The sequence below is a fragment of the Gandjariella thermophila genome (assembly GCF_005405885.1).
GTDB classification, from domain to species: Bacteria; Actinomycetota; Actinomycetes; order Mycobacteriales; family Pseudonocardiaceae; genus Gandjariella; species Gandjariella thermophila.
The window spans coordinates 19,370-39,288 of the sequence record NZ_BJFL01000018.1 but is presented as its reverse complement, the minus strand read 5'-3'; the positions used below and the strand labels follow the sequence as shown (position 1 = coordinate 39,288).

Annotated in this window: 11 protein-coding genes, 1 pseudogene and 2 CRISPR repeat arrays; of the genes and pseudogenes, 11 read left to right on the top strand and 1 reads right to left on the bottom strand. The window is 70.9% G+C overall.

Annotated features, from left to right (window positions below):
• The first annotated feature begins 163 nt into the window (after positions 1-163).
• Positions 164-1,759: a phosphoglycerate dehydrogenase gene (gene serA / locus FFT21_RS17130; protein ID WP_137814893.1), complete on the top strand. Its 1,596-nt coding sequence runs from the start codon at positions 164-166 to the stop codon at positions 1,757-1,759.
• Between the two features lie 59 nt (positions 1,760-1,818).
• Here serA and FFT21_RS17125 read toward each other — a convergent pair whose 3' ends face one another.
• Positions 1,819-2,130 carry a hypothetical protein gene (locus FFT21_RS17125; protein WP_137814892.1) on the bottom strand — a complete coding sequence of 104 codons (312 nt, stop codon included), beginning with the start codon at positions 2,128-2,130 and terminating at the stop codon, positions 1,819-1,821.
• 520 nt (positions 2,131-2,650) lie between these two features.
• On the opposite strand from FFT21_RS17125, the gene FFT21_RS17120 reads away from it, so the two are divergent.
• From FFT21_RS17120 to cas7g, 10 genes and pseudogenes are all read left to right on the top strand, one after another.
• Complete coding sequence (locus FFT21_RS17120; RefSeq protein WP_137814891.1) at positions 2,651-4,189, top strand: Cas10/Cmr2 second palm domain-containing protein; 1,539 nt, start codon at positions 2,651-2,653, stop codon at positions 4,187-4,189.
• The gene (locus FFT21_RS17115) at positions 4,186-6,441 is read left to right on the top strand and encodes an RAMP superfamily CRISPR-associated protein (protein WP_137814890.1); all 2,256 of its coding nucleotides are present in this window, start codon (positions 4,186-4,188) and stop codon (positions 6,439-6,441) included. The genes FFT21_RS17120 and FFT21_RS17115 overlap by 4 nt, the downstream gene beginning before the upstream one ends.
• Positions 6,438-7,829, top strand: coding sequence for an RAMP superfamily CRISPR-associated protein (locus FFT21_RS17110; RefSeq protein WP_137814889.1), 1,392 nt, complete (start codon positions 6,438-6,440; stop codon positions 7,827-7,829). Before FFT21_RS17115 ends, FFT21_RS17110 begins: the two co-directional genes overlap by 4 nt.
• Positions 7,826-8,407 carry a type III-D CRISPR-associated protein Csx19 gene (csx19, locus tag FFT21_RS17105; protein ID WP_137814888.1) on the top strand — a complete coding sequence of 194 codons (582 nt, stop codon included), beginning with the start codon at positions 7,826-7,828 and terminating at the stop codon, positions 8,405-8,407. The genes FFT21_RS17110 and csx19 overlap by 4 nt, the downstream gene beginning before the upstream one ends.
• A 3-nt stretch (positions 8,408-8,410) precedes the next feature.
• A complete protein-coding gene (locus FFT21_RS17100) occupies positions 8,411-10,414 on the top strand; it encodes a TIGR03986 family type III CRISPR-associated RAMP protein (protein ID WP_137814887.1) in 2,004 nt (667 codons plus the stop codon).
• On the top strand, positions 10,411-11,163 hold the full coding sequence (locus FFT21_RS17095) for a hypothetical protein (RefSeq protein WP_137814886.1): 753 nt from the start codon (positions 10,411-10,413) through the stop codon (positions 11,161-11,163). Before FFT21_RS17100 ends, FFT21_RS17095 begins: the two co-directional genes overlap by 4 nt.
• An 80-nt stretch (positions 11,164-11,243) precedes the next feature.
• Positions 11,244-11,579 (top strand): annotated as a pseudogene (locus FFT21_RS30920) (IS1634 family transposase); the annotation flags it as partial.
• Between the two features lie 328 nt (positions 11,580-11,907).
• Positions 11,908-13,646: direct repeats of the CRISPR family, unit length 36 nt; unit sequence CTCACTCCGGCCCCCGCGGCCGGACTCCATTGCGGC.
• Positions 13,647-13,753: 107 nt separating this feature from the next.
• Positions 13,754-14,077: a CRISPR direct-repeat array (repeat unit 36 nt; unit sequence CTCACTCCGGCCCCCGCGGCCGGACTCCATTGCGGC).
• A 264-nt stretch (positions 14,078-14,341) separates the two neighbouring features.
• A complete protein-coding gene (gene cas3g / locus FFT21_RS17085; RefSeq protein ID WP_225978487.1) occupies positions 14,342-16,696 on the top strand; it encodes a type I-G CRISPR-associated helicase/endonuclease Cas3g in 2,355 nt (784 codons plus the stop codon).
• Positions 16,693-18,966: a type I-G CRISPR-associated protein Cas8g1/Csx17 gene (gene cas8g1, locus FFT21_RS17080; RefSeq protein ID WP_137814884.1), complete on the top strand. Its 2,274-nt coding sequence runs from the start codon at positions 16,693-16,695 to the stop codon at positions 18,964-18,966. Before cas3g ends, cas8g1 begins: the two co-directional genes overlap by 4 nt.
• Positions 18,963-19,919: a type I-G CRISPR-associated RAMP protein Csb1/Cas7g gene (gene cas7g / locus FFT21_RS17075; RefSeq protein WP_137814883.1), complete on the top strand. Its 957-nt coding sequence runs from the start codon at positions 18,963-18,965 to the stop codon at positions 19,917-19,919. The genes cas8g1 and cas7g overlap by 4 nt, the downstream gene beginning before the upstream one ends.

Genomic DNA, 19,919 nt, shown 5'->3' with positions numbered 1-19,919 from the left:
CAGTGAGGTGGCCGGTCGGCGCGGGCGGCGTCGCCGCGCCCGACCCCTCGGCTTTCCGCCGCGTCCGGCATCCCGGGACGCGGAACGGGTGCTCGAGCCGGGCGTCACGGCTGCCGTGCGGCCCGCGTCTCCTTCGAGCCCGACGAGTCTTGGGAGCCAGCGCGTGACCAACTCCAGCCGACCCGTAGTCCTGATCGCCGAGAAGCTCGCGCCGTCCACGGTCGAGGTCTTCGGGGACGAGGTCGAGGTCCGCCACGTGGACGGTACCGACCGGCCCGCACTGCTCGACGCCGTCGCCGAGGCCGACGCCCTGCTGGTGCGCTCGGCGACCCGGGTGGACGCCGAGGTACTCGGCGCCGCCAAGAACCTGAAGGTCGTGGCCAGGGCGGGCGTCGGCCTGGACAACGTCGAGGTGCCCGCGGCCACCGAGCGCGGCGTCATGGTGGTCAACGCGCCCACGTCGAACATCGTCTCCGCCGCCGAGCACGCCGTCGCGCTGCTGCTCGCGGTGGCCCGCCGGGTCGCCGCCGCGGACGCCAGCCTGCGCGGCGGCGAGTGGAAGCGCAGCGCGTTCACCGGTGTCGAGCTGCACGGCAAGACCGTCGGCGTGGTCGGGCTGGGCAAGATCGGCCAGCTCTTCGCCGCCCGGCTGGGCGCGTTCGGCACCACGCTCATCGCCTACGACCCGTACGTGTCCGCGGCCCGCGCCGCCCAGCTCGGCATCGAGCTGGTCACCCTGGACGAGCTGCTGGAGCGCGCGGACGTCATCTCCATCCACCTGCCCAAGACCCCGGAGACCAAGGGCATCATCGGCGCCGCCCAGCTCGCCAAGGTCAAGCCGGGGGTGCTGATCGTCAACGCCGCCCGCGGCGGGCTGATCGACGAGGACGCGCTCGCCGAGGCGCTGCGCTCCGGCCGGGTCGGCGGCGCCGGCATCGACGTGTTCGCCACCGAGCCGTGCACCGACAGCCCGCTGTTCGAGCTGCCCAACGTGGTGGTCACCCCGCACCTCGGCGCGTCAACGGCGGAGGCGCAGGACCGGGCCGGCACCGACGTGGCCCGCTCGGTGCTGCACGCGCTGCGTGGCGAGTTCGTGCCGGACGCGGTGAACGTGCAGACCGGCGCGGTCAGCGACGAGGTGCGGCCGTTCCTCTCGCTCACCCACAAGCTCGGCATCGTGGTGTCCGCGCTGGCCGCCAAGGCGCCGTCCTCGGTCACCGTGGAGGTGCGCGGCGAACTGTCCAGTGAGGACGTCACCGTGCTGCCGCTGGCCGCGCTGCGCGGCGTGTTCTCCGGCGTGGTGGACGACCAGGTCACCTTCGTCAACGCGCCCCGGCTGGCCGAGGACCTCGGCGTCACCGTCGAGCTGGCCAAGGAGCCGGAGAGCGCCAGCCACCGCAGCCTGGTCACCGTTCGCGCGGTGCTGCCGGACGGCTCCACCCAGGTCGTCTCCGGCACGCTGTCCGGTCTGGACGAGGTGGAGAAGCTCGTCGAGGTCAACGGCCGGCACTTCGACCTGCGCGCCGAGGGCAACATGCTGCTGCTGGAGTACCCGGACCGCCCCGGCGTGATGGGCACCGTCGGCACCCTGCTCGGCGAGGCCGGCGTCAACATCGTCGCCGCCCAGATCAGCCAGACCAAGGACGGCACCGACGCGATCATGCTGCTCCGCGTGGACCGCCCGGTGGACCGCAGCGTCACCGACTCCATCGGCGCCGCCGTGGGCGCCCAGGTCGTCCGCTCCATCACCTTCGACTGACGCATCATCGGCGGAGGGCCGGCCCACGTCGACCTCGTGGGCCGGCCCTCCGCGGCGATTCAGCGGACGTCGGCGTCGCTGGCCGGCCATCCCGACAGCAGCTCGTCCGGGCCGACGGCCTGCACGGGCAAGCCGTCGGCGACCCCGCTGCGGCTGACCGCGGTGCTCAAGAAGCTGAGGTAGAAGCGCAGGTAGGGATCTGCGATGCGATAGCGGCGCTCCCGGGAGGGACGGGTGGACCAGCAGCGCCGACGTGGGTTGGCCAGGAAGGACTCCAGGGACCGTCGGGGCTCCCATTCCTGGCAGACCAGGGGCAGCCCGCCGGTAACCAGGTAAGCGTCGAACGCGTCCGGGGCGTCCAATTCCAGCATGGACCCGACCTCCGCCGGGCTCAGGGGAGGCTCAGGGGCGGCAGGACCATGATGGTGGCCCTGGCGTGGAAGGGACGCTTGGTGTTCGGGCCTGACTCCGGCCCCCAACGACCGGATTCCATAGTGGTGTGGTGTTCCCTCCCGTGGCCTCGGCCCGAGGTCAGAAGCGCGATCGACAAACTTACCGAGAACCCCGCCGGTCGGTGTCGTAGCGGTGAAGTCCGTGCCCTGCAGTCTCCGGCATCGTGTCGGCGTTACCGAATCATCTACCGTGTGCAGGCCCAAGCTGCTCATGGAAGTTGGCCACTGGTGGGGAATCTACGTTCGATGAACAGCAACGATATGGCAATGGTCGATGTGCACGAACCTCGGAGCGGGCAAACGGTAATTTTTCGTGTTTCTCCGGGAGTCAGGCGTCGGGTGAGTGGCTGGGTCGTTGAAAGGGGAGGGGGTCTTGGTGTAAGAGTGTAGGCCTCTAGCGGACGTGACCGGCGTTGCTGCCGGGTGTAGGGGGGTGTTGATGCGTCTGGTGCTTTTCGGGACAAGCGGGAACCAGGCGTATGTCTTCGCGAGCAACCGGCTGCGGGAGGCCGTCGGGGCGTCGTACCTGATCTCGGAGGCGACCACCTCGGTTGTGCGGGACCTTGGCAAAGACCACGAAGCTGAGGTGTTGCAGTGTTCCTCCGGGTCGGCGCTGGTGGTGGTGCCGACCGAGGGGCACGCTCGGGGGCTGGTGGCCGCGGTGACCGAGCATGCGGTGCGGAAGGCGCCGGGATTGCAGGTCCTGGGTGTGCACATGGACATCGGTGCCGTGCCTCCGTCGCCGGATGAGATCCGCGAGATCTACCGGCTGTGGCGGTGGCATGCGTCGCGGTCGGTTGGGGTGGCGGCGCGGTGGCCGCGGTTGCCGGTGGTCGCGGCCTGCGGTTCCACCGACGCGCCGGCGGCGGCGTGGTATTCGGACAGCGTCCCGAGGAGGGGAACGCCTTCTGACGCCGAGGTGCCGCGGCCCCTGTCCGCGCAGGTGATCGCGAAGCGGCGGGCTCGTCCGGCCGCGGATCGGCGGATGAAAGCGCTGCTCGACCGAACCCCGGCCGGCAAGGGGCTCCGGCTGGTAGGCACGGCGGAGCTGTTCGAGGACGTGGAGTGGGTGGGTGTCGTGCACGCGGACGCCAACCGGCTCGGCCAGTTCTTCGTGGACGCGGCTGGCCTGCCCAATACGCAGATGGGCGCGTTGAGCACGGCGATACAGCGGTGCGCGGAGAACGCGTTCGGCGAGGCGGTGGCTCAGGTGGCCGGCCTGGCGAAGCGGACCCAGGAACTGCCCGTCGTACCGCTGGTGATCGGCGGGGACGACCTGACCGCTCTGGTCGACGGCCGTTACGCGCTGGCGTTCACGACCAGGTATCTGACCGCGTTCGGCGAATACGCCGCGGCGGATCCGGTGGTGCGCGCGGCCGTGCACGCGATCGGCAATGGCGCGTTGACGGTGTCCGCCGGGGTCGCGGTGGTGAAGCCGCATTTCCCGTTCTCGACGGCCTACCAGTTGGCCGGCGAGTTGTGCGACAGCGCGAAGAGCGTCGCGAAGGAACATCGCGGCAGTCATGCGCTGGACGTCCACGTGCTGCTGGATTCGACGTTCACCGATCTTGAGCGGATTCGCCAGGGCTATCAGGTCGTCGACGGAGACGGCGAGCTTTCCGTGACGGCGAGGCCGTTCCTGGTGCCCACGAGGGAATCCGCGACCATCCCGCCGGACCGCGACTGGACGAAGCTGGCCGAGCGTCTGACTGTCGTACGGGAAATGCCGGTCGCGGCGGACGGCCGCGTGGTGACCCGGACCCAGTTGCACGCGTTGCGCGATGAGCTGCGTCGGGATGTGAAGCGCGCCGAGCGACGGCTGTCCGACCTGAAGCGCCGGGCGGTCACCGAAGAAGACCGCGCGATGTTGCGGGCGCTGGCGGGCGACTCCGCCGGGGTAAGGAACGGGACGGGTGTGCTGCCGGCGCTGGATCTGTTGGAACTCGCCGAGTTCGCGGAACTGGAGGTGTCGGCGTGAGGGCGGCTCCGGCTGCACTGCCGGCGGTGTCGCCGGTGGTGGTGCGCATGTTGTCGGACTGGCACGTCGGGGCCGGGCACGGGATTCCTGGCGACGTGGACGCCGTGGTGCGTCGCGACGCGGACGGTCTGCCTTATGTGCCGGGGACGTCGCTGACCGGGGTGCTGCGCGAGGCCTGCCGGGTGGTGGCGATCGCCTTGGACGACGGCGCGGTCGACGGCGTGTGGCAGCGCTGGCATCGGCACGTCTTCGGCGCGCCCCCGACGGCCCCGCCCGGCCAGCAGCGGCAGCTCGGCGCGGCGCTGGTGGGGATCGGAGCGGCGCGACTGAGTCCGGCACTGCGGGCGAGACTTCGCCGGGCCGGGCTGGTCGAGGCGACGACGATTCGCCGCGCGGGTGTAGCGATCGATCGGGACACCGGCCGGGCCCTGGACAGGGCGTTACGGTTCACCGAAGTCGCGCGCGGCGGCATGGAACTGCACGCCGAGCTGGTGATCGACCCGTTTCCGGACGACGCCGATCAGCGGACCGCGGTGACGGCCCTGCTGATGGCGGGCGCGGGGTGGTGCGCCCAGCTGGGCGGCGATCGGCGGCGCGGCCTGGGGCGGGTCCAGATCGGCATCGGCGGGGGGCAGGATTCGGGGAGGTGGGTCCGTTGGCTCGCGGACACGGGATGGACGCCGCCGGAGCCGCGGCCCGCCGAGCCACGATCCGACGCGCCACCGGCGATTCCGGCGCACCCGGCGGGAGGCGACTGGGTGGCGGCGGATCTCATGGTCACCACGACCGCGCCGGTTCGGGTGTCCAGCCACGTGACCGGGAACATCGTGCGCGGGCTCGACTACGTGCCGGGCAGCCTGTTGCTGCCGTGGCTGTCCCAGCGGTGGGGCGCCGAGCGCGTCCGGAGGGCGATCTGGGAGCAGGCCCTGGTGATCCGCCATGCGCTGCCCGAAGTGGCGGGGCGGCGCGGGATGCCGGTGCCGCTGTCGCTGTACCGGTCGCGCGACGGCGACCAGCGTGATCTCCGTTCGGCCAGCCACCCGGTCGACGATCTGCCGCTCGGGTGGCGGCAGGTGCGCGAGGCCTACACCGACGGCGAGGTCACCGACGGCGAGGTCACGGTGTGGTCGTCGTCGCTGGCGCGGATCAGTCACAACACCGTCGAGGAGGTCAGCCAGCGCCCGAACACCGACATGGGCATTTTCGAACTGGAGGTCATCCCGGCGGGCACCCGGCTACGCGGGCGGGTGATCGTGCGCTGGTCCGTTTTGGACGGCTTGGCCGACCCGTGGCAGGCGCTGGCGGGACCGGCGCGGCTGGGCGCTCGACGGCGCGGCGAATACGGCGCGGTCACCGTCGAGGCGCGGGAGACCGCGATGCCCGAGTTCGCCGCGCCGGGGGAGGTGGCGACGCTGTGGGCGGTGTCGGACCTTGCGGTGCGTGGGCGGGGACTCCGGTTGTCGGCGAGCCCGCGGGACGCGGTGGCCGCGATGGCCGCGCAGCTGGGCGTCGCGGTGGAACTGGTCGACGTCACCGCGCGGACCCGTCGCCGGGACAGCTGGCAGCGAAGCTGGCAACTGCCGAGGGAAAGCATCGTCGGGCTCGCGGCCGGCACCGTGCTGACGATCCGTTTCCCCGACGGCCCGCCACCGGCCGCGGCATGGGCGGAGCTGCTCAGGTACGGACTGGGAGATCGGGTGGCCGAGGGATACGGCGAACTGGTCGCCGACGCCCCGTTGCTCGCCGTGGGCAGCGCCCGGATCGCCGAATCGACGGAACCGCCCGGCCCGTCTGTGGAGGCAGCCGTGGAACTATCTGGTGCGGACGAGCAGGTCTTCCAGGTGGTGACGGCGGCGGTGGTCGCCGAGCGCGCTCGTATGGCCTTGCCTGACGCCCGCGCCAAGCCCGAGTACGACGCCTTGGCGAAGACGTTGGGCAAGCTCAGCCGTAGCCAGCGAGGCGCCTGGCGGGCGACGGCGGTCGCGGCCGCCGTCGCCGGAAACCTGAGGCCGGTGACGGCCAAGATCGGGCAGGTGTCCCAGCGCAGGCTCCCCAGGCGCGAACCCGAGCGCCAGGCCGCGGAGGTCATCAACTGCTTGGTCGGGCGTCAGCCGATGCGGTCGTTGCGGTCCTGGTGGGACGTGCTTGCCGCGGAAGGGATCGCGGTCCGAAGCGATCGTGATCGAGCCGCCGCGTTCGCGGCACTGGTGGCCGACGTGGTCGACAAGCTGCGGCGGGAGGATGCCGCGTGACGCCACCCCACTATGTGCGCGACGACTATCGGCTGGAATTCCGGGCTAGGACGCCGGTGCACGTCGGCGCCGCAGGAGCCGACGCGGTGGCCGACCTGCCGTTGGCGGCGGACGGTCAGGACCGGTTGATTATTCCGGGGAGTTCGTGGACCGGGGTGTTGCGGGCGCTGATCCGCGAGATCGCTCCGGAGGACGAAATGGAGGTGTTCGGCTACGCCGATGGTCAAGACGGCCAGGCCAGCCGGCTCAGCGTTTTCGACTCCGTCGTCCCCGACCGCGGTGTCGAGCTCAGAACCGGGGTGGGTATCGACCGGCGCACCGGTGCCGCGGCGACGGCGCTGCTCTACGACCGGCTCGTCCTGCCCTCCGGCCAGCAGCTGGTCCTCGACCTGCGTTACGAAGGGTTGAACCGGCCCAGCCTGCGCAAACTGATCGCCCACGTCCGGGCTCACGGGCTGACCATCGGCGCGGCGAGCAGCCGCGGTCTCGGCTTGCTGGACTGCGTCTCGGCCACCGTCAGGCGCGCCGACCTGCGTTCGCGCCGATCCGTGCTGGCCATGCTCGCCGGACGCACGGAACCGGAGGAGATCGAACCGGCCGGCGAGACGACCGGCATGGAGATCAGGCTGGACTGGCGCCCGCGGCAGCCCGTGGTCGTCGCCGCGTCCGCGGCCGGCGCGAAGGGCGAACTGCTCCCGCTGTTGACCACTGTGGACGGTGGATTCGCGCCGGTGCTGCCCGGCTCGTCGATCAAGGGCGTGCTGCGGTCCGAGGCCGAACGCGTGGTGCGCACGCTGCTCGGGCCGGACGCTGACCCGACAGGCGATCCGGTGGCGAGCGTCGCCGACCTCGCCACCCGGGTCCCGGTACTGGCGATGCTGTTCGGCTCTCCGGACCGGGCTGCCGCCATCCGGATCGCCGACGTCACCGCGCGACCAGACGAGCCGGTGGCGCCGGCAGATGGGGATCGCGAGTTCACGGGGGTGGAAGCGCGGACGCCGGGATGGCTCGCGAAGCGGACCCGGGTGGCGGTCGATCGCTGGACCGGCGGTGCCGCCGACGCGCGCCTGTTCACCACGGCCGAACCGCGTGTCTGGGAGTGGGATCCGATTGTCGTGCGGCTCGACCCGGCTCGTATACCCGCCGACCGGCTCCGCGCCGCCGTTGTCCTGCTGGGCGTCGCCCTCGCCCGGATCATCGACGGCGCGGCCGGCTTCGGTCACGCGAGCACCCGCGGGCTGGGCGAGGTCGAGGTGCGCGAGGTGACCGTGACCGGAGCGGCCGGGCTGCCAGAGTTCGCCGGCGACTGGTGGAGCTGGCTGCGCGCACTCGCCGACGGGACCGGCCTGGACTCCTTGCTGGGCATCGAGAAAGGCGTAACGGCATGACCGCCTACTGGTGCATCGCACCGGGTCCGCTGACCCTCGCCGACACGCTCGGCGCGGCCGGACGTCCCGCCGGTGCGATCGCCTTCCTCAGCTCCGCGACCGCACATCAGGTCACCCGCTGGGATGGGAAAGTCCTCCGCACCGCACGGGGGCCTTGCGAGCTGACCGGCGTGTTCTCCGCGCGGCTGTTCGACGGGGAAACCGATCTGCGCTGGCTGCACGACGGCGGCGGCCGGGGACGCGCGGTCGCCGTCACCGAGAACCCCGGCGCGCATTCCGGTTGGGCCGCTGAGGAGATCCCGGTGACGTCCACGGTGGATGGGGAGTATGCCCTGTGGGGCGGGCGGTTCGAGGCGATCATGCCCGGATGGTGCCGCGCGTTGGAGGGGCGGCTGAATGGGGTGGAGCTGCCTGCCGATCCGCCGGAGACCGAGGCCGGCCAGGATTTCCCGAGCCGGTATCTCTGCCTGCGCTACCGCGAATATCTGACCATCGACGAGTTCGGCAACACCGGCGTCGCCGAGGAACGACTGCTCGGCCTGGCCGAGACGACGCCTACGTATGGGGAGACCAGGTAGGAGATGCCGTTCCACAACCCGTACAATTTCATTCCCGCGCTGCGGCGTGACGGCGACCGCATGCCGGAAGGCCTACGCGATGCCCCACCCGCGGGACACCACCGATGGCACGAGAACCTGCTCAGCGGCCGCATCGACGTGCGAATGACCGTCGTCACTCCACTGTTGGTCATGCGTGGGGAGGAGATCGACGGCCACACACACCTCCAGGTCGCCCTCACCACGGATCCGGACGGCGTTGAACGGTGCGATCTTCCCGCCACCTCGGTCAAAGGCATGCTGCGCTCGGCCTACGAGGCCGTCACCAACTCCCGCCTGTCCGTGTTCGACCACGACCGCCGGCTCGGCTACCGCTGCGAGGTCTCCGACGAGCTGAAGAAGCTCCAACCTGCTCTCATCCACAGTGGCCCGCGCGTCGAGATCCTCGGCGATCTGGTCCACGGGGACAGGCGGTGCAAGCCTGCCATCCCGATCCCGACGTGGAAGCACAACAAGAACCGGCGGGACTGGCAACTCGGCTCCTTCACGCATCGGCAGGTCGTTGAGGCGCTCATCTCCCGGACGCGAACCGGTTGGCGGGTGGAAACCCTGTTGTCGGAGGACGAAGAACTTCCGCTCGCGCCGGAGAGCGACGACTGGTACCACGTTCGTGGGATCTTGCACATCACCGGCCCGAACATCGAGAGCAAGCGGGCCGAACGGCTTTTCGTCACCGAAGTCGTCGACGGCCGGGGCGAACTGACATGCAAGGAGCCCCGGCGCATCCCGGAATCTGGCGAACTCGTCAACGAGTTGAAAGCGCTGATCAAAGACCAGATCGAGGTGAACGAGCACGCCGGGAACAGCGAGATCCGCGACCGCGACGGCCACCACGCCTGGGAATACCTCGGCCATGAGCCTGGTCGCACGGCCTGGTCCCGGCACCTCTACGAAGCCGGTGGCAGCGCGCCGCCCTGGACCGGACCGGACACGGTGGTCGAGAAGATCGAGGACGGGGCACCACTGCCGTGCTGGGCGGAACCCCTGCCGGGCGGTGGTTGGCGGCTGCGTCCGGTGATGGTCAGCCGGCTCCCGTACGATCGCGCACCGATCGAGCTGTTGGACCCTTCCCTACGTCCTGCCGAATCCGCGGAGCAGTGCTCGCCGGCGGACCGCGTCTTCGGCTGGTCGAACCAGGACGGTACCGGCGCACACCGTGCCCAGCTCCGCATCACCCGGCTGACCTGCCCGACCCGCGAGGCCGTCCAGAGCCTGAGCCCACTGACTCTGCCCCCTCTTGCGACGCCGAAGCCGACGCAAGGCCGCTTCTATCTCGCCGATGACGAGGACCGCCCGCTCGGGGGCGGTGTGAAGCGGTCCGGGCTGTTCCGGCGCGGGCAGAAGGTCCGTGGCCGGAAGGTGTATCCGCACCACCAGTGGATGGAAAACGCCTCGACGAACGAGATCGTGAACCACATCCGCTACCAGCTACTCGATGGAAGGCAGCGGGAGGACAAGCAGAACGCGACCATCCACGGCTGGATCAAGCCCGGCGCAGAATTCACGTTCACCGTGGAGTATGAGAACCTGCACCGGGCCGAGCTCGGCGCCCTGCTGTGGCTTCTCGACCCCCATCTCATCGGTGAACCGGGCAAACCAGGACGGTTGCGACTGGGTTGGGGAAAGCCCCTGGGCTTCGGTTCCGTCGAACTCAGCGCGACCGCGCATACCGCGTCCACGGGAGCCCAGATCCGGCACGGCCTGCGCACTTTGCGCGCCGAAACTCCCACCACCGACGTCGCGCATCTGGCGACCGAGTTCGCCGCACACATGAATTCCGACATCCTGGAAGCCTTCCGCCGGGCCGCCGCCGGTTACCCCGCCGACGAACAGGTCAGCTATCCGAGGAACAAGCCGCGTGAACCCGGCTACGAGTGGTTCGTCAAAAACGAGAAAGCCAGTCTCAGTGGCAAGGCGCAGTCACTTCCGAAATTGGGCGAGCGGATGCTAAAGGAGTACATCGAATGAAGGTGACGCGGTGGCTGGGCGACCGGATCTTCGGTGCCCGCCGGCACCTCGAAGGCGTGTTCACGGCTGTGCTGCTGGTGCCAGTGGCGCCCGACGTGTTCGTCGACTTGTGGGGCAGCCCAGAGAACTCTCCCCGCAACGCATGGCTCCGCGCGGCCGCCGTCGCCGCGGCTTTCGTCGCCGCGTTCGTCGTCGGGTTCGCCCGTCACCTGTGGGTGCGAGGCCGCGCCCGCCGACCCCTGCCCCTGACTGAACTCCCCGAAGCCGATGTGCTCGTCGTGCCGTTGAGCCCGCGAAGAGATCGGCTGCCCTACAACCGCACCGGCCGGGGTGACCGCGAACCAGAGGTACCAGAATTTCTCTGCGAAGGTACCCGTCCGCGGAGCGTCGTCGGGATCGTCACACCCCAGTTGGACAGTGCGGTCGATGCCCTCACCAAGGAATTCGACGCCGACGGCATCACCTTCGTCCCGGTCCGCATCATCGACGCGTACAGCCCCGCTGCCGTGATTGGGGAAAGCGAACGCATCGCGGAAGCCGTCCGCGCGATCGGCGCGGCCCCGCAACGGATCCTCGTGGACGTCACCGGCGGCACCGCCGCGATGACCATCGGCATGCTGCGCGTCGCGGCCTCCCTCGGCGCCCGGTGTGTCTACGTGTCCTCCGCGGCCGACAAGGAGGGCAACCGTGTTCCCTACACGCAACGCGGTCACGCCTTCGACCCGCGCACCATCGTGGGAACCGGATGACCAGGCTCCGCAAGCTCACCCCGCACACCGATCATGATCCAGACCGCCGACCGCGGCGCCTCGACGCCGAGGCCAACGACAAGATCCTGCTGCGCTGCTCGGACCCGAAGCCCTCGGCCGAGGACATCGCCCTGGGCTACAAGCAGGTGCTGGACGTGGAACGCGGCTGGCGCGACCTGAAATCGATCATCGACATGCGGCCCGTCTACCACCGCGTCGAGGACCGCATCCGCGCCCACGTGCTGCTGTGCTGGCTGGCGCTGCTGCTCATCCGCATCGCCGAAACCAAGACCGGCAGACCCGGGGCCGAGATCCGCGACGAGCTCCAGCGCCCGCACCTGGGCACCTTCACCGGCCCGGCCGGCTCGCTCCGGCGGCGCACCGAGCTCACCGCCGGCCAGAAGAAGATCCTCGCCGGGGCTCGCGAACTGGAGTCCGCCGTCACCGACGTGATGGACCTCGGCGAGGACAGCGTGGTGGAGATCGACCTCGGTCTCACGTCCTCGCCGGCCCGGGTGCGCAGCCTCGGACGTCCCCGCCGGCTGCCGGACGCAGGCCGGAGGATAGTTTGATCTCTGCGAGCATCCCGGTGCCGACACCGTCAGGCGTAGATGCTCGCATGCAGGTCAGGGTCACCTTGTGCGATTCAGTGGAGACTTGTTGATCTCGTCGAAGATCCCTCTTCCGGGGTTGCTCGCAACGTGCTACATTTCCGCAGGTCAAGCCCACCGAATCAGCCGAGCCCTCACTCCGGCCCCCGCGGCCGGACTCCATTGCGGCCTTGGCCAGCTTGGACATCAGACCCTTGACATTCTCGGCTCTCACTCCGGCCCCCGCGGCCGGACTCCATTGCGGCTATCAAGTCTAGAGCAGAGTTAATGGTGGTGTCGCTGCTCACTCCGGCCCCCGCGGCCGGACTCCATTGCGGCATATGCCCGAGATTGCAGTTTTCCCACGGCTCCAGGCTCACTCCGGCCCCCGCGGCCGGACTCCATTGCGGCCCCGACAATCTGCGTGTACCGTCGTACCCATGCGACGGCCTCTCACTCCGGCCCCCGCGGCCGGACTCCATTGCGGCGTCCGTGTGCCCAAGCAATGAGACTCATTTCATCCGGCTCACTCCGGCCCCCGCGGCCGGACTCCATTGCGGCTGTGGAGCAGCGCAAGGCCAACCACGACGTGGCCACATCTCACTCCGGCCCCCGCGGCCGGACTCCATTGCGGCCGGTAGTTGTCCTTGCTGGTCAGGCCCATCTGCTTGGCCCGGCTCACTCCGGCCCCCGCGGCCGGACTCCATTGCGGCCCGATCTCCTGGAAAAGGTGATCGGCTACGAGCTCCTCCCTCACTCCGGCCCCCGCGGCCGGACTCCATTGCGGCGTGGTGATCGAGGGTGACGAGTTCGCCGGGAAGACTCACTCCGGCCCCCGCGGCCGGACTCCATTGCGGCTCGGGCAGTGCGGGCGCGGAGCATTCCGCTGGTAGGACTCACTCCGGCCCCCGCGGCCGGACTCCATTGCGGCGTGGGCAGCCAGAACTGGCCGACCAAATCGCCAGGCTTCTCACTCCGGCCCCCGCGGCCGGACTCCATTGCGGCGACAACAGCGCCGGGACCATGTCCGAAGTGGGGCCGCCCTCACTCCGGCCCCCGCGGCCGGACTCCATTGCGGCGGTGTCCTTGAACACCGCGAGGTCAACCAGCTCGTCGCTCACTCCGGCCCCCGCGGCCGGACTCCATTGCGGCGGCTGCTTCCTACGGATCCTCATTGGCTGGCCGCTCATCTCACTCCGGCCCCCGCGGCCGGACTCCATTGCGGCAGCTCAAACTTTGGGCGCTTATCGAGCTGCCCGAGGAGGAACTCACTCCGGCCCCCGCGGCCGGACTCCATTGCGGCAGCTCAAACTTTGGGCGCTTATCGAGCTGCCCGAGGAGGAACTCACTCCGGCCCCCGCGGCCGGACTCCATTGCGGCGCGGAAGTATTCGATCTCGGTTTCCACGCCACCGTCGGCTCACTCCGGCCCCCGCGGCCGGACTCCATTGCGGCGTAGACCGTCTCCCAGCGCCGTGGAGTTCGCGTGGACACTCACTCCGGCCCCTGCGGCCGGACTCCATTGCGGCGTAGACCGTCTCCCAGCGCCGTGGAGTTCGCGTGGACACTCACTCCGGCCCCTGCGGCCGGACTCCATTGCGGCGTAGGCGGTCACCGTGATACCGACTCCGACAGCTTTACTCACTCCGGCCCCCGCGGCCGGACTCCATTGCGGCGTCCGAATACTCGATCAGAGTGAGGGCCAGGGGGGGCCTCACTCCGGCCCCCGCGGCCGGACTCCATTGCGGCCTGGTCACGTAGTCCTGCCTGGCACCAAACGCGAGCTCACTCCGGCCCCCGCGGCCGGACTCCATTGCGGCACGGATGGCCAGATCGTGCACGCCACCGACCTCAACGCCTCACTCCGGCCCCCGCGGCCGGACTCCATTGCGGCCACTCCCGGCAGGCCGGGCAGCGCCACGGGCTGGGGCCTCACTCCGGCCCCGCGGCCGGACTCCATTGCGGCTCGACCGGCGCCATCCAGTAGGGCTCGTCGATGGACCTCACTCCGGCCCCCGCGGCCGGACTCCATTGCGGCGATCCGGACGGCCGGAGCGGGCTGTCCGCGATCCGCTCACTCCGGCCCCCGCGGCCGGACTCCATTGCGACGCCTTCGGCCTTCAGCTTGATCATGTTCAACATGATCTCACTCCGGCCCCCGCGGCCGGACTCCATTGCGGCGTGTGACCGGTAGCGTTGATCTGTCAGCACATGGGGCTCACTCCGGCCCCCGCGGCCGGACTCCATTGCGGCGGGCCGACCGGGAACAACGGGGCGCGCGGCGCGCGGCTCACTCCGGCCCCCGCGGCCGGACTCCATTGCGACTCCCATGCCGACGTCGCCGAGGTGCCACACCGTGTCACCTGCCTCCGGCCCCCGGCGAGCGGCCGGGCTCCATTGCGGCTAGGTCCGCAGCGTGGTGTCGACCGAGGCGTAGCCCTGGCTCCGGCTTCCGCGGTCGGATCCGATGGCGGCAGGGCATTCCCGCACAGTCGCGGTGGAGCTCTGGGTGCAGCGCCGGGGCCTGCCGTGGTGCGGGCGTGTAACACGCGAGCACGGGGGTGAGACATGTAGTGCACCATGAGCTTTGTGGAGTTCGTCCGTGCTGCGGCCGGACCAGAGACGGTGCCCTATCCGTACCAGCGGCGGTTGGCCGAGGAGGGGTTACCCGACGTGCTTCGGGTGCCCACCGGGTCGGGCAAGACGCTCGCCGCCGTGCTGCCCTGGCTGTTCCGGCGGACGCGTCATCCCGACCCGGCGGTACGCGCGGAAACGCTACGGTGGCTGGTCGTCGTACTTCCGCAGCGGACCCTGGTCGAGCAGACGGTCACGGTCGTTCGAGGTTGGATGGCGAACCTGGGTGACGGGATTCCCGTCCACGTGCTGATGGGCGGGGAGGATCCCGAGGACGCCGACTGGAAGCGGGACCCGCAGCGGGAGCGGATCTTCATCGGCACGCAGGACATGGTGCTGTCACGGGTGCTCATGCGGGGCTTCGCCGAATCCCGCGCCGGCTGGCCGATGAGTTTCGGCCTGCTCAACGCGGGCGTTCAGTTCGTGTTCGACGAGGTGCAGCTCATGGGACCGGGGCTGACGACCTCGCTGCAACTCCAGGGCCTCCGTGAGCTGCTCGGTGTGGCGCAGCCGTGCCGGTCGATGTGGATGTCGGCCACCGTCCCGAGCGAGCTGTCCACCGTCGACTTCCGTCGCGTGCTGCGGGTGGTCGGGCTGGACGACGAGGACCGCGCTGGGGCGCTCGGCGTGCGGCTGGACGCCGGCCGCACGGTGCGGCGGCTGGACCTGGGTGAACCCGATGCCAAGCGTTACCCGCGAGTACTCGCCGAGCGGGTCGTCGCCCAGCACCGTCCGGGCACCCGGACGCTCGTCGTGCTCAACACCGTGGATCGCGCGGTGCAGGTCTTCGATGCCCTCGCCAGGGCAGGGACCGAAGCCGGCGTCGTGCTCGTCCATTCGCGGTTCCGGCCGGACGATCGCGCGGAGCACATCGAGCGGGCGCTGCAGCAGCCGGGGCCGGCGGGCCTGATCGTGGTCAGCACCCAGGTCCTGGAGGCCGGGGTGGACGTCACCAGCGAAACCCTGGTGACCGAGACGGCCCCGTGGTCGTCGATCGTGCAGCGTGCGGGCCGGTGCAACCGGGACGGGCAGGCCAGGGGCGCGCGGCTGCTGTGGACGGTTCCTCCACCAGGGCGCGGTGCCTCGCTGCCCTATGACGACGATGAACTACAGCACACGGAGCAGGTGCTCCGCCGCCTGGAAGGCAGGACGGTGACGAGCACCGATCTGGTCGAGGCGGCGCGGGACGCGACCCTGCCCGTTCACCCGGTGCTACGGCGGCGCGATCTGCTGGACCTGTTCGACACCGCGCCGGACCTCTCGGGCAACGACATCGACGTCAGCCCCTTCATCCGGGACACCCGGGACAGCACGGTGTCGGTGGCGTGGCGGACGTGGCCGGACGATCTGGCCGACATGCCCGCGGTCGGACGCCGCGAGCTGTGCCCGGCGCCGATCGCGGGCGTTCAGGACATGCTTCGTCACAAGGTCACCCGAGGACTCGTCTACGACCACCTCAGGGGCGAGTGGCGATGGGCGCGGCCCGAGGACGTCCGGCCGGGCGCGATCGTCGTGCTGGACGCCGACCGTGGCGGATACCGTCCCGAGTACGGCTTCGACCCGAACAGCCGCGCCGCCGTGGATCCCCTGATACCACCCGAAACGCTGCCGGACGCCGTGGAATCCGATCCGCAGACCGTGGGCTGCCGGCGCTGGGTGCCACTGGCCGAGCACCTGGCGGACACCGAACGCGAAGCGCGGAACCTCGTGGAGCGGTTGGGTGAGCTGCCGGGACTGACGGACCCGCATCGTGAGGCGATCGCGCTGGCCGCGCGGTACCACGACATCGGCAAGGCGCACCCGGTGTTCGCCCGCTCGCTGGAGAAGATCGCCGCGGACTACCCGACACCGGAGGACGGCATCTGGGCGAAGTCCCCGGGACAGCGGCCGCTGCGCCATGAACCCCGCCACTTCCGGCACGAACTCGTCTCCGCGTTACTACTGCGTGATGAGACCACCGGCCTCCTCGAAGCCGTCGAGGAGCCGGACCTCGTCGTGTACCTGGCGCTGGCGCATCACGGCAAGGTGCGGTTGACGGTTCGCGGCCGGCCCGACGAACCCGCGGACCAGATCCTCGGCGTCACCGACGGAGAGTCCACTGTCGACTGTCCACTTCCGAACGGAACCGTGCTGCGAGCGCGGCCGCTGTCCCTGGCTCCGACGCGCATGGGACGCGATTCGTTGACGGCACAAGCCCTGGCACTGCGTGACCGTGAAGACCTCGGTCCGTTCCGGCTGGCCTTCTGCGAGGCAGTCGTCCGGGCCGCCGACTGGCGGGCCAGCGCCGGCTACGACGGGAGCGCCCGGTGACCGAACTCGTGCTCGACGGCTGCCGCAGCACGCCGCTCGGCGGCTACCTGACCGCGCTGGGCCTAGTGCGGGCCGTCACCCGCCTGCTGGACGACGAGGTCACCGGCCGGTGGCAGCGGCAGCGCTTCGTGCTGGACACCCGCCGCTGCACCACCGTCGACGAACTGGCCGACCGGCTGCACGCACGCTTCGAACCCGAGGCGGTCGTGTCGCCGTGGAACGCCGGCTCCGGATTCGCCGGCAACGGCAGGAACCCCACCGCGGAACGGTTGCTGCGGGAGGTGCGGGACTCCACCGACGAGCGGTGGGCGGTCCTCCGCGAGGCCGTCGCCGCCGGCGACCGGGTGGTCGAGACGGGCCGGCGGCTGGGCTGGGCCGGCAAGGGACCGGAGCTGTGGGACAAGGCCCGCAAGCCTGACGTGCTTCGGTTGTGCCGCAACGAGTTCCCGGACCGCGCGGTGGCGTGGGTGGACGCCGCGGTGGCGCTCGGCCAGGACGCCGACCCCGCCTACAGCCGGCTGCTCGGCACCGGCGGCAACTTCGGCCGGCAGGACCTGTCGGTCACCTACCTGGCGCGGGCGTCGGTAGTCCGGACCGATCGGCGGTCACTGCGGTGGCTGCGCGCGCTGCTGACCAGCCGGGAGGACGTGCCGTACCTGCGGGACGCGGTCGGCCAGTTCGACCCGGGTCGGGCCGGCGGCATCCAGTCCTCGCCGAACGAGAAGTCCGACGACAAGGGATTCGTCAACCCGTGGGCGTTCCTGCTCACCATCGAGGGCGCACTGCTGTTCGCCACCGCGGTCGTGCGCCGGCACGGTGCCGGCTACCAGCGGGCGGCCCTGCCGTTCCAGGTGCGGGCGACCGCCGCCGGCTACGCCTCCGCCGCCACGGAGGAGGGCGCGCTCGGCGAGCTGTGGGCGCCCGAATGGGGGTCGCCGGCCACGCTCGGCGAGGTGGCGCACCTGCTGGGGGAGGGGCGCGCGGAGTGGAACGAGCACCCGGCCCGCTCCGGGCTGGACTTCGTCCGCGCCGTCGCCACCCTCGGCGTGGACCGCGGGATCACCGCGTTCAACCGGAACGTCTTCGTCAACCGGCTCGGCCAGAACCCGCTCGCGATCCCTGCCGGCCGCGTCGAGGTGCGGCGCCGGGGCGGGGTGAGACTGCTGGCCGCGCTGGACGGCTGGCTGGACGCGCTCAACCGCGCGGACCCGCCCGCGGCGGTGGCCACCCGCGTGCGCGCCGTCGAGCAGGCCGTCTTCACCCACGCCGCCCGTGGCGACACGCGGGACCTGGTCGACGTGTTCCTGGCGGTGGGCCGATGCCACGAGGCGGTTGCCCGTTCGGGGGTCGTGCGGGACCGCGTCCGGCCGCTGGTGCTGAACGAGGGGCCCGCGCTGTGGCGGGCACTGCGGCCCGCCTGCGCCACCGACACCGAACTCCGGCTGGCGTTGGCCTGGGCCACCGCGCGCGACACGCCCGAAGCGACCGGCGAAACCGAGGCGGAAGCCGCCGACGAAGCCGATGCGGAAGCCGCCGACGAAACCGGCGCGGATGTGCGTCGGCCACGTGCCGTACCGACGATGGGGGGCCTCCGGCCCCTGCTGTCCCCGGTGATCGGCACCGTTGGCCGCGACTGGGTGCCGCGCTGGTCGGACGCGCCGCAGCGGGTGTCGCTCGCGGGGGGAGTGGCGCGTGCGCTGGCCGAGGCGGCCCGCCGTCGCGGCTTCCCCGGGGAGGTACGCGAAGTCGTCACCGAGGTGCCGGCGGCGGTGCGCGGGGTCCGCCTGGCCTGGCGCCGTGGCCTGCGGCCGCGTCCCGCCGACGCCGAGGCGTTCGCCCGCGACCGAGTCGATACCCACCGGTTGGGCGACCTGCTGGCCGGGCTGCTCACCGTCGACTGGCACCGCACCCCGGACGACCAGCTCGGCGATGGCCCGACCATCGACCCGGCGGTGAACCTGCTCGTGCCGTTCACCTCCGTCGACCCGATCGTCGTCCCGACCGACGACGGTGAGCGGCGGATCCTGCCGCGTCCCGGCGCGCACTGGCCAGCTCTCCTTGCCGCGGGCCGCGCCGACGAGGTGCTCGCCGACGCGGCGCGCCGGCTGCGCATCGCGGGCCTGCGCCACGTCATCACACCGACCGGGACGCGGCTGGACGGCGCGGCGCTGGCCGCCGTGCTGCTGCTGCGTTTCCCCGAAAACGACCACAAGGCGGCGCTTCGTCGCGTCGCCGTCCTGTCCGAGAAGTCCAAGGAGAAATCCGCATGACCCGCCGCCACCTCTACGAAGCCGAACTCACCCCGGTGCTGGGCAGTACCTTCCAGCCCACCGGGTTCCCCGACATCGGCCCGGCCACGTTCACCCGGTTCCAGGACGATCGGGAGGTGCCGGCACTGCTGGTCGAATCCGTGCAGTCGATGGCCAACCGGCTGGAGGCGACCGCCTGGGACAGCGCGGCCGACCAGCCCGTGCCCGAGGTGGCGGACCTGCCGTGGGTGCGCGTCGTGCGGGCCGGCACCGGCGAGTTCCTCACCGCCAGCCGCCTGGAGGCACACCGGCTCGCCTCGCCCTTCGTGCATGCGTCCACCGTGGACGGACGTGGCATGTTCGACCTCATCCGGGAGCGCCTCGGCCTGGCCAAGGACACCCCGCTGGACTACCGTGCGATGGCCCGTGCGGTCGCCCAACTGGACCCGTTCTGCCTGCTGCACGGCGTGTTCTTCGCGCAGAAGGACTGGTGGGGCCAGCCGAAGTTCGTGCGGGCGATCTCCGCGGTGATCGAGGCCCACGACGTGCGGCGCGCGGTCAGCGGTGGCCGCAAGTCCGACCGGGTCCGCCACCAGATCGACGAGAACAGCGGCGGCGCCGCCGAGGGGTACGGATCGGTGCCGTTCCACCGTACCGAGTGGACGGCCAGGCGGATCGTCGCCAACGTCGTCGTGGACGCGGAACTCATCGCCTCCTACGGCCTGCCCGACCCGCTCACCGAACTGCTGGAAACCATGGCGTTGTGGGAGGTCCGCCGCCTGTTCGACGGCGGGCTGCGCCTGCGTACCGCATGCGACCTGGACGTGGTCGGCGAGGTCCAGGCCCGCCGCGGCGGCGCGCTACCCTCGCTGGCCGAGTTGACCGACCGCCTGGAGAAGCTGGTGCCGGCGGCGCGGGACGTTCTCGGCGGCGAGGCGCCGCTGACCGTCGAGTGGTCGGGGAAGAAGGGCTGA